The organism is Streptosporangium sp. NPDC000563 (genome assembly GCF_040299985.1).
In the GTDB taxonomy this organism is placed as follows: Bacteria; Actinomycetota; Actinomycetes; order Streptosporangiales; family Streptosporangiaceae; genus Streptosporangium.
The window spans coordinates 59953-69337 of the sequence record NZ_JBEPDA010000023.1; the positions used below are offsets into that span (position 1 = coordinate 59953).

The window sequence follows — 9385 nt, forward strand, 5'->3', positions numbered from 1 at the left end:
TTCGCGCGGCCCGGGACCGGTCAGTGGTGTCCGGAGACCGTGTCGCGCAGGCAGCGGACGGCGGAGGCGACCCGCTCCAGGCTCTCCTCGTCATCGGGCCCGGGACCGGCCGGTTCGCGCCCCTCGCGGACATCCTGCGCGATCTTCTCCAGGGAGTCGGCGAGGGCGCGGACGGCCTCCTTCGGAGGTGGCGGCGCGCCGCGCCCGGTGCGCGCGACGGTGGTGGCGGTCGCGTCGGCCACCTGTTCCAGCGCGGCCATCGCGGGCATCCAGGTGGTGACACGCCTGCTGATCACCGGCGGTTCGGACAGCGCCCGCTGGAAGACCGTCCGCAGGTCGGCCAGGGCGTCGTACGCCCCGCGGTGCAGTCGCGTCCCGCCTGCGTGCCCGCCGTCGAACGCGTGCCGCAGGTAGTTCGCGGTGGCCGTCACCGCGTCGGCGAACCTCGGCCCGACCGGCGCCTCCCAGCTCGACGACCACGGCAGGTAGCCCAATACCAGGACGATCACGCATCCGACCAGCGTGTCCACCAGCCGGATCCTCCCCAGCTCGGGTCCCCCGCGGGTGAGCAGGTCCACCAGGAGCAGGACCAGCGGCGCCTGGAAGGCCGACATCAGGCCCCAGTTGCGTTGCAGGCCGTACGGCAGGAGCGCCGCGCACACCGCGATGGGAGCCAGGAGCAGCGGGCCGTACGGCACCAGGACGAGTACGAGGGTGCCGATCAGCGTCCCCACGAGGGTGCCGAGCACGCGCTGCACGGCGCGGGCGAACACCGACCCGAAGTCGGGCTTGAGCACCAACGCGACGGTGAGCATCATCCAGTAGGACCGCTCGAACCAGCCGAACTCGCTGAGCGTGGTGGCCACACCCATGCACAGCGCGAGCCTGACCGTGTAGACGCGGGCGAGGTGGCCCCGCCACATCTGCTCCAGCACGTCACGGAGCCGGGAACGGTAGCCGACCCGTTCGTACGGCAGCTGGTCCTTCGCGACCTCACCGCCGGACACCAGCTCGACGGCCCCCCGCACCGCGAGACACAGGGCGCGCGTGACGGGCGGGTCGCCTCGTTCGCAGGAACACGACGGCACCCGGGGCGCGGGTCCACCGGCGAGCGATGCGGCGACGGCCCCCGGGGCGGAGGCGGGTCGCACGAGCGGCTCGGGCAGCCCGCGTTCCTCGTAGCGCAGCGAGAGCAGGGCGTTGCGGATCAGCGAGGCCTGGTTCAGCAGGGCGACCAGGCGGGTGCGCTCCGGGTCCAGCCCTCCGGCCAGGGAGCGGGCGCCGAGCACGACGTCGTAGCCGTTCTTGAGAGTGGTGTCGAACGTCCTCAGCGCGAGAGTGTCGTGATCGGTGAACAGCCGGTCGAGAGCCTCGTAGACCGCGATCACGGCGGCCCTCTCCGGCGCCCGGGGGTGGAACGGCCAGTCGGCGACCCCCAGCACGATCACCCAGAGCGCGCCCAGCAGGAACGCCAGCGCGTTCGCGCCCGGCGCCCCCGGCAGCTTCACCCCGGTGGCGATCACGGTCATCACCAGCAGCTGCAGCCCGGCCGCCGAGCCCGTCGCCCCGCTCGTGCTGACGAGCGCGGACAGCACGGCGACCGCCACCACGACCGGCACCGTCCACCAGCCGTGGCCGTGGGCCGCGGCCCCGATGAGATATCCCAGTGCCCCCGCGACACCGGCCGCGCCCATTCTGGCGATCCTGACCAGGTAGGGGCCACCCCGGTCGGCCAGACCGGCGTTCGTCGCGCCCATCGCGGGCAGCAGGCCGGCCACGACGTTCCCGGAGACGAGTGCCACGAGAAGCGGGCCGGTCACCGCCACGGCCATGCGCAGCATCGGCCACCACCGCAGCGGCGCGGGTGCGGGCCTGACCGTCTCGACCAGCCAGCCGGGAGCGGCGTCGGCCAGCCGGCCGGCGGTCCGCCGGAAGAGCGAGGGCATCGCTCGCCGTCGCTCAGGGGACGATGGCGTCGACGTATCCACCGTCGACACGCAAGGCACCACCCGTGGTGGCGGAGGCCTGTGGTGAGCTGAGGTAGACGACCATGTTGGCGATCTCCTCCGGCTCGATCAGCCGTCGCAGGAGCGACTGCGGGCGGTGCTCTCGCATGAAGGCACGCTGGGCCTCCTCCCAGGGCAGGTCACGGTCGACGAGTTCGTAGACGAACTCCTCCACGCCACCGGTGTGGGTGGGGCCGGCGATGACGGAGTTCACGGTGACGCCACTGCCCGCGGCCTTCTTCGCGAAGCCGCGTGAGACGGCCAGGAGCGCGGTCTTGGACATGCCGTACTGGATCATCTCGACGGGGGTGACGATCGCGGAGTCGCTGGCGATGTACTGGACGCGGCCCCAGGAGCGTGCCACCATCCCCGGCAGATAGGCGCGGGTGAGGCGGACCGCCGCCAGGACGTTCACCTCGAAGTAGCGGCGCCACTCGTCGTCGGTGATCTCCAGGGCGTCCTTCGCTCCGAAGATCCCGAGGTTGTTGACCAGGATGTCGACCTCCGGCAGGAGGTCCACCGCGTGCTCCGCGCCCTCCTCGGTGGCGAGGTCCGCCGCGAGCGGGACGATCTCCGCACCGGGGACCTGCGCGCGCAGCGCCTCGCCGGCGGCCTGGACCTTGTCGGGTGTGCGGCCGTTGACGGCCACCGTCGCGCCCGCCCGCGCGAGGCCGACGGCGATGGCGGCCCCGATGCCCTGGGTGGACCCGGTGACCAGCGCCGTCTTGCCGGTGAGATCGATATGCATGCGTCACGTCCTTGGAACCCGGTGCGGAGCCGCCCATCGGCGCGGGCGAGACCATCACGACCTGGTGATACGTCGTCCAGCTGATCCGGTGTTCGTTCCCGCGCCCATCGAGGTGGAACGCGCGGGCAGCGATCATTTGCAGAGAACCGGTCCGCATGACGACGCTTTTCCCGATAATGCGCTCATGTCCCTGTTCGGCACCGACGCGTACCGGAGCGAAAGCTGCCGCCCCCTGGCAGGTGATCTCAGCACCGTCATCGGAGTTCGCCGCCCCCTTTGGCCCGTTGCTCGGCGTACGGCGCGGTCGCGTCGGTTCCGAGTGGCGCCGGAGTCGAAGACGGTCCCTCAGTGGTGGTAGGAGTGGACGACGGCGTGTCCCCTGCCTCGGCCGATGATCCACTTGTTGATGGGCGTGGTGACCAGGAAGGCCACCAGGAGGGCGAAGGCGAGGGCGCCCCAGAAGAGGCCCGAGGTGAGTTCCGCGTCCATCGCGCCGGGAACCGCGATCATGACGGTGTTGTCGACGATCTCCATGACGAGGATGGACAGGGTGTCGGCCGCCAGCGCCAGCCGTACGGCCTTGCGCCAGTCGACGCCGGCCCTGCGCAACCCGAGCAGGGTGAGGGCGTAGCCGAAGAAGAAGGCCAGCACGATGGAGAGGACGACGGTGGACACGTTCGGCCATCCCAGAGCCGTGCCGATCACCATGCCGAGCACCTCGCCGATGGCGCATCCGGTGAGGCAGTGCAGGGTCGCCGACGCGGCGACCCGCCAGGTGGCCTTCGGCGGGTGGTGGCCGGACCCGTGATCGGCCCCGTGATCGGACCCGTGATCGGCCCCGTGATCGGACCCGTGATCGGACCCGTGATCGGATCCATGGTCGGCCCCGTCGTCGGCGTGACTCGCGTGCCGTGCCGGTTCGGACATCCCTACCTCCTCGTAGCTCTCTGGCAAGAGCCTCAATTTATACCGGTGGGGGGTATGCGACAACCGCCAGAGAGCCCGGAGGGCGAACCGGTCGCCCCTATCTGTCGTCGCCGTCCCAGGCGAAGGCGTGGAACGGCGGGTCGAGGGGCGCGTCGATCAGACGGTTGGCGAAGGTCGAGATCGTGTACGCGCCGACGCCGAGGACGACCTCAAGGGCGTTTTGCGCGCTGTAGCCCGCGTCGAGGAACGTCCGCGTCTCCTCGTCGCCGACCGCGCCATGATGGTCCATGACGGCGAGGGTGAACGACCGGAGCGCCTCGGCGCGCCCGTCCGGGAGCGGCTTCCCGGCGCGGAGCGCCTCGACGACCTCGGACGGGGCCTCCAGCCTGACCAGCGTGGCGGTGTGCATCGCCACGCAGACGTGGCAGCCGTTGCGGGTGGCGACCGTCATGACGACGATCTCGCGGTCGATCGGATCGAGGGTGGTCTGCTCGAAGGTGGCGCTCGCCGCCAGGAATCCCTTGAGCAACTGCGGGGAGGTGGCCATCCGGCCGACCGGCGCGGGGACGTAGCCGAATTTCCGCTTCACGTTCTCGACGGTGGAGCGGGCGTCGGCCGGGGCGCTCTCGGCGGTGTGGGTGGGGAAGAGGGGGTGGACGTCAGTGGTCACGGAAGCCTTCTCTCTGGGTGTTCCGAGCCCTCGGAACACGGGCTCGGCGATCGCACGTCACGGCGGTATCGTCAATGTGGTTGTCTATACCGTAAACGAGGTTGACGACTTTGGCAACGGCCGCCCCCGGGCGCGGGCCCGCGAGGCTCAGCCGCCGCGGGCGGCGGTGATGAAGTCCCTGATGAGGCCGGGGTCCTTCACCCCTGGCGCGACCTCCACACCGCTCGACACGTCGACTCCCCAGGGCCGGGCGGCGGCGATCGCCTCGGCCACGTTCGACGGGGCCAGTCCCCCGGCCAGCATCCAGCGGCCCGCCGGGCGCCCGCGCACGGCCGCCCAGTCCCACGGCTCCCCCGAGCCGGGCCTGGGCGCGTCGACGATGAGCAGGTCCTCGTCGAGGGCGCCGCAGCGCAGGTCGGTGCTCGCGGCCCCGGCGCGGACCAGCGTGACGCCGAGGTCCTTCAACGCGGTGAAGTCCTCGTGCGGGTGGTCACCGTGCAACTGGACGGCGCGCAGTCCCGCCTCCAGGGTGGCCGCCCTCACCTCCTCGGAGGGCTCTCCGGCGAAGACCCCGACGGTCAGCACGTGCGGGGGCACCGCCGAGGCCAGCTCCCTCGCCCGCGCGGGGGTGACCCGCCGCGAACTCCTGGTGAGGACGAACCCGATGGCGTCGGCCCCCGCCTCGACGGCGGCCGTCACATGTCCGGGCTCGCGCAGCCCGCAGATCTTCACGTACACCCTGTGTACGGTAGCCCGTCTCCCCCACCCGGAACGCCTCAGAGGGCGTTCAGGAACCTCGCGGCGATCGGCGCCGCGACCTTGCCTCCCGCACCGCCGTGCCGGATGAAGACCGCGAAGGCGAGGGAACCCCGGTAGCCGATGAACCAGGCGTGGTCCCCGCCGCCGGCGACTTCGGCGGTGCCGGTCTTGCCCGCGGTGTCCGGCGGGAGCCCGGCCTGGGCCGCCGTTCCCTGGGCCACCACGGCGCTCATCATCGTCCGCAGCCCCGCGGCCACCTCCTCGTCCAGCGGCACCGGGGCGGGCGAGTCCGCGGGAGGCTCGTCGGTCGTGATCGCGGGCTTCCAGACACCGCTCGCCACCGCGGCGGCGACCTCGGCCATGCAGAGCGGGCTCGCCTGCACCGAGTTCTGGCCGATGGCGTCGGAGCCCAGCTCGTCCGGGTTTCCGGGCGGCTGGATCCGGCAGGAGCTCAGCCCCGGCTTCTCCCGGAAACCGAACCGGTCGGCCGCCTCGGCGCGCAGCTGGCCGTCGCGCAGCCGCTCGTACGCCTGCTGGGCGAAGGTGGTGTTGCACGAGAGCGCGAAGGCCGTGGTGAAGGCCACGCCGCCGTGGTCGACGCCGTCGGAGTCGCTGAAGCTCCTGCCGTTGGGGATCGTGTAGCCGGCGGGGCAGGCGACCTGGGAGTCGGGGGTGAGGCCACCGCGAAGCAGCGCGGCGGCGGTCACGACCTTGAACGTCGAGCCTGGCGGGTAGAGCCCGTTGAACGCCTCCCGCCCGTCCAGCGTGTCCGCCACCGCTCGCACCTGGGCCGTCCCGACGTCCACGGCCACGATCGCGGCGGGCTGGGAGACACCGTCCAGGGCACGGGCCGCGGCCGCCTGCACGGGCTGGGAGATCGTGGTCTTCTTCCCCGAGGTCGGCGGGAGCGGTGACTCCCGCAGCACCTGGCCGGAAGGCTCCTCCCGGACTTTCAGGATGACCGCCGTGTCGCCCAGCCCGGTGAAGTAGTCCTCCGCCCTGCTGTCCTGGGGGAACGGCACTCCCTCACGGGTCACCGTGGCCGGTCGCCGGACCTCGGTCTCCTCCAACCGCACGCTCCCGCCGTTCTTGAGCGAGGGGTGCATCGTCTCGGGGGTCCAGCGCACCTTCCACACCCCGAACCGCGACTCCAAATGCAGGACGGAGGCGAACGGCCACTCGCCCAGCCCCGTGACCTGCCGTACCCCGTTGAAGGACATCTCGGCCGCGTCCTCACCTCGGTGACGCAGGTCGCCGGGGGCGAGGGAGAGCGAGGAGATCCGCAGGTCGCCGTCGAAGCCGCGGTGCCGCAGGACGAAGTCGGCCGGGGGGTCGACGACCATGCCCTCCATCGCGGCGAGGTCGCCCCCCTGCCAGGCGGTGAGATAGTTCGTCGCGGTCGTCTCGGGACCGCTGTTCGGGTTCGGCGTGGCCGGGGTCAGCGTGACCAGGTTCGCCGGCGGCGAGGCGGGCACCGGGTTGGGCGACTCCCCCGCCCGTACCGCGTTCGTCCTGACGTCGGGGTCACCGGCCGGCGAGGGCGGTGAGGCAACGACGGCGCCCGGCGCGGCCACCACCGCGTACACGCCGAAGAGGAGGATCGTGGCCGCCGAGATGACCAGTGCGAGGAGCCGTCGATCACGCATACCGTCTACTCCCCCGGGTGTGCAGAGTTGCATACCAGAGAAAAGATCGTAAAGGCGACAAGAAGCGGCGAACCAGATTTTTCCCTACTTCGGTATGACACCGTATCCCACGGCGCAACCGGGGAGCCCCACGACAGGTCACCTCTCCCCGGCCGGGGACCTCTCCCTAACGGAGACCATCGAAAAGGTCGTCCTCTCGATCGCCCGCGGCGGGAACGTGGTTGATGTGACGGATGAAGGCCTCCTGCGCGAACACCTGGTGCTGCGCCTCCGCGGGCATGCGCAGCAGGAAGATGCTGTCGCCCTGGCTCGCGTGCGCCTCCAGCGCCTTGCGCTTGCGCTCCACCTGGGAGGACACGTCGACCACGGCGGTGATCTGCTCCTCGGGAACGCCGAAGTCGTCGGGAAGCTCGACGTCCTCGGGACCGGCGCCGATCGAGCGGAGATACGCGAACAGTTCGGCCGTCCGCTCCCGGGGCACGGCGGTGTAGTAGAGCTTGCGGGGAATGCCGCTCGCCTCGGTGGCGGCCACCGCGATCCGGTGGGCCTGGATGTGGTCGGGGTGGCCGTAACCGCCGTTCTCGTCGTAGGTGACGACGACCTGCGGGCGATAGCGCTCCATCAGCTCGACGAGCCTGCCGACGGCCTGCTCGAAAGGCACGTTGGCAAAGGAGTCCGGCGCCTCGTTGGCCGCCCAGCCGACCATGCCCGAGTCCTGGTAGCCGAGCAGCTCGACGTGGGAGATCCCCAGATGGGTCGCCGACTCGCGGAGCTCCTCCAGCCGCAGCGCTCTCACCGCCTCCGCGTCGTGGCCGGCCTCCCCCGGCTTCACCCCGCCGGGACCGTCGCCCTGCTCGCCGTTCGTGCAGGTCACCAATACGGTACGGACACCCTCGTCCGCGTATCTGGCGAGGATCCCGCCGGTGCTGATCACCTCGTCGTCGGGATGGGCGTGCACGGCCATCAGCGTCAACTTCTCATCCATGATTTTCCACCCATTCGCAAAAAGCCATGCGGACCGGCCCACTCTACGACCGCCGCCGAGAGGCCGAGCGCGACAGGCGGATCACCTGGAACGACGTCTCCGGGCGGGAGGCGTCCAGACCCTGAACACTCCGGGGCGAGCGGCCCACCCCGCGCCCCGCGTCGCGGGTCCACCCTCGTCGGGTACGCCGCGCCGGCCGCTATCCGGGCGGGGGGTAGAGGTCGAACCCGTACAGGCCCTGATCGCCACCGGCGGCTATGGCGAACCCGGTGGGAAACCAGGCGAGGCAGTTGAGGCCCGCCTCGACCCGTGCCCCGGCGGCGAACGAGTCGCCGTACCTGTCCCACACCCGGATGGTGCCGTCGTCGGAGCAGGTGGCGAGCAGGTTGCTGTCGGGCGAGATGGCCACCGCGCGGATCCTTCCCTCGCCGCCGGACAGCCTCGCCCGCTCCGTGCCACCCGCCGACCAGACGCGGGCGCCGCCGTCGTCGAAGCAGGCGGCGAGCCAGGTGCCGTCGGGGGCGATCGTCACCCCCCGGGCGGGGCCGGGGCATCCCTTGAGCGAGGCCCGCGACTTGCCGTCGGCTCCCCACAGGCCGGCCGTGCCGTTGGCGGAGAAGATGGCGAACCACCTGCCGTTCGGCGCCACGGTGATCTCCTCGATCGCCTCCACCCTGCTTCTCAGCGTGGCGTACCTGGCACCGTCCGGCTTCCAGAGCTGGATCTTCCCGTAGATGGACAGTGTGGCGAGCCAGCCGCCGTCCGGGGAGACGAGGAGGTGTGCCGTCGCCCTGATGTTCGCGACCAGGACGGCGCGCTCGGTGCCGTCGGCCCACCACACGCGGGCGGTGCCGTCTTCGGAGCAGGTGGCGAGCCAGGTGCTGTCGGGAGCGATCACCACCTCGCGCACCGGCCCGGTGTGACCGTTCAGCACCGCCCTTCTGCTGCCGCCCGCACCCCACAGTCGTACGGCCCGATCGGCCGACCAGGTCGCGAGCCAGGTGCTGTCGGGGGCGATCGCCACCCCCCGCAGGCGTCCGGCGTGCCCCGTCGGAATGGCTCGCCTGCGGCCACCGGCCCCGCGTATCCGCACGACGTGATCGGTGGACCAGACGGCGAGCCACGTCTTGTCCGGTGAGACCACGCCGTGGTGACCGTCTTCCAAGGGAACGGTGAGGGTCGCCTCCTCTATCCTGTCCTCGTTCCAGAGTTTCACCGATCCGTCACCGGAGTGGGTGGCGACCCAGCTCCCCTCGGGAGAGATCGTCACCTGGCGGACCGTCCCGGTCCTCCCCCTGCGGCTCTGCCTCGCGGCGCGCTCCGACTGCCAGATCCGGATCGTCCCCTCGTTGGAGCAGGCGGCGAGCCAGGTGCTGTCGGGAGAGATCACCACCTGACGAACCACCCCCGCATGCCCCGTCAGAGCGGCCCGCTCACCACCGTCGGCCTCCCACAACCGCACACTCCGATCACCGGAAAGCGTCGCCAGCCAACCCCCGTCCGGAGAGATCACCACCTGACGAACCACCCCCGCATGCCCCGTCAGGACGGCCCGCTCACCACCGTCGGCCTCCCACAACCGCACACTCCGATCACCGGAAAGCGTCGCCAGCCAACCCCCGTCCGGAGAGATCACCACCTGAC

General features: G+C 71.3%; 8 protein-coding genes. All 8 read right to left on the minus strand.

Annotation, left to right across the window (positions count from 1 at the left end):
* Positions 1-20 precede the first annotated feature (20 nt).
* On the minus strand, positions 21-1946 hold the full coding sequence (locus tag ABT352_RS33785; protein ID WP_350949073.1) for an FUSC family protein: 1926 nt from the start codon (positions 1944-1946) through the stop codon (positions 21-23).
* 13 nt (positions 1947-1959) lie between these two features.
* The gene (locus tag ABT352_RS33790; RefSeq protein ID WP_350949074.1) at positions 1960-2754 is read right to left on the minus strand and encodes an SDR family NAD(P)-dependent oxidoreductase; all 795 of its coding nucleotides are present in this window, start codon (positions 2752-2754) and stop codon (positions 1960-1962) included.
* Between the two features lie 345 nt (positions 2755-3099).
* The gene (locus tag ABT352_RS33795; RefSeq protein WP_350949075.1) at positions 3100-3681 is read right to left on the minus strand and encodes a DUF4396 domain-containing protein; all 582 of its coding nucleotides are present in this window, start codon (positions 3679-3681) and stop codon (positions 3100-3102) included.
* A gap of 97 nt (positions 3682-3778) precedes the next feature.
* A complete protein-coding gene (locus tag ABT352_RS33800) occupies positions 3779-4351 on the minus strand; it encodes a carboxymuconolactone decarboxylase family protein (RefSeq protein ID WP_350949076.1) in 573 nt (190 codons plus the stop codon).
* Positions 4352-4498: 147 nt separating this feature from the next.
* Positions 4499-5089 (minus strand): phosphoribosylanthranilate isomerase, encoded by a 591-nt coding sequence (locus ABT352_RS33805; protein WP_350949077.1) that lies wholly within the window; start codon positions 5087-5089, stop codon positions 4499-4501.
* Between the two features lie 38 nt (positions 5090-5127).
* Complete coding sequence (locus ABT352_RS33810) at positions 5128-6756, minus strand: penicillin-binding transpeptidase domain-containing protein (RefSeq protein WP_350949078.1); 1629 nt, start codon at positions 6754-6756, stop codon at positions 5128-5130.
* A gap of 166 nt (positions 6757-6922) precedes the next feature.
* Positions 6923-7741 (minus strand): PIG-L family deacetylase, encoded by an 819-nt coding sequence (locus ABT352_RS33815; RefSeq protein WP_350949079.1) that lies wholly within the window; start codon positions 7739-7741, stop codon positions 6923-6925.
* A gap of 199 nt (positions 7742-7940) precedes the next feature.
* Positions 7941-9385: WD40 repeat domain-containing protein (locus tag ABT352_RS33820; protein ID WP_350949080.1), on the minus strand; the 1445-nt coding region annotated here is incomplete at its 5' end.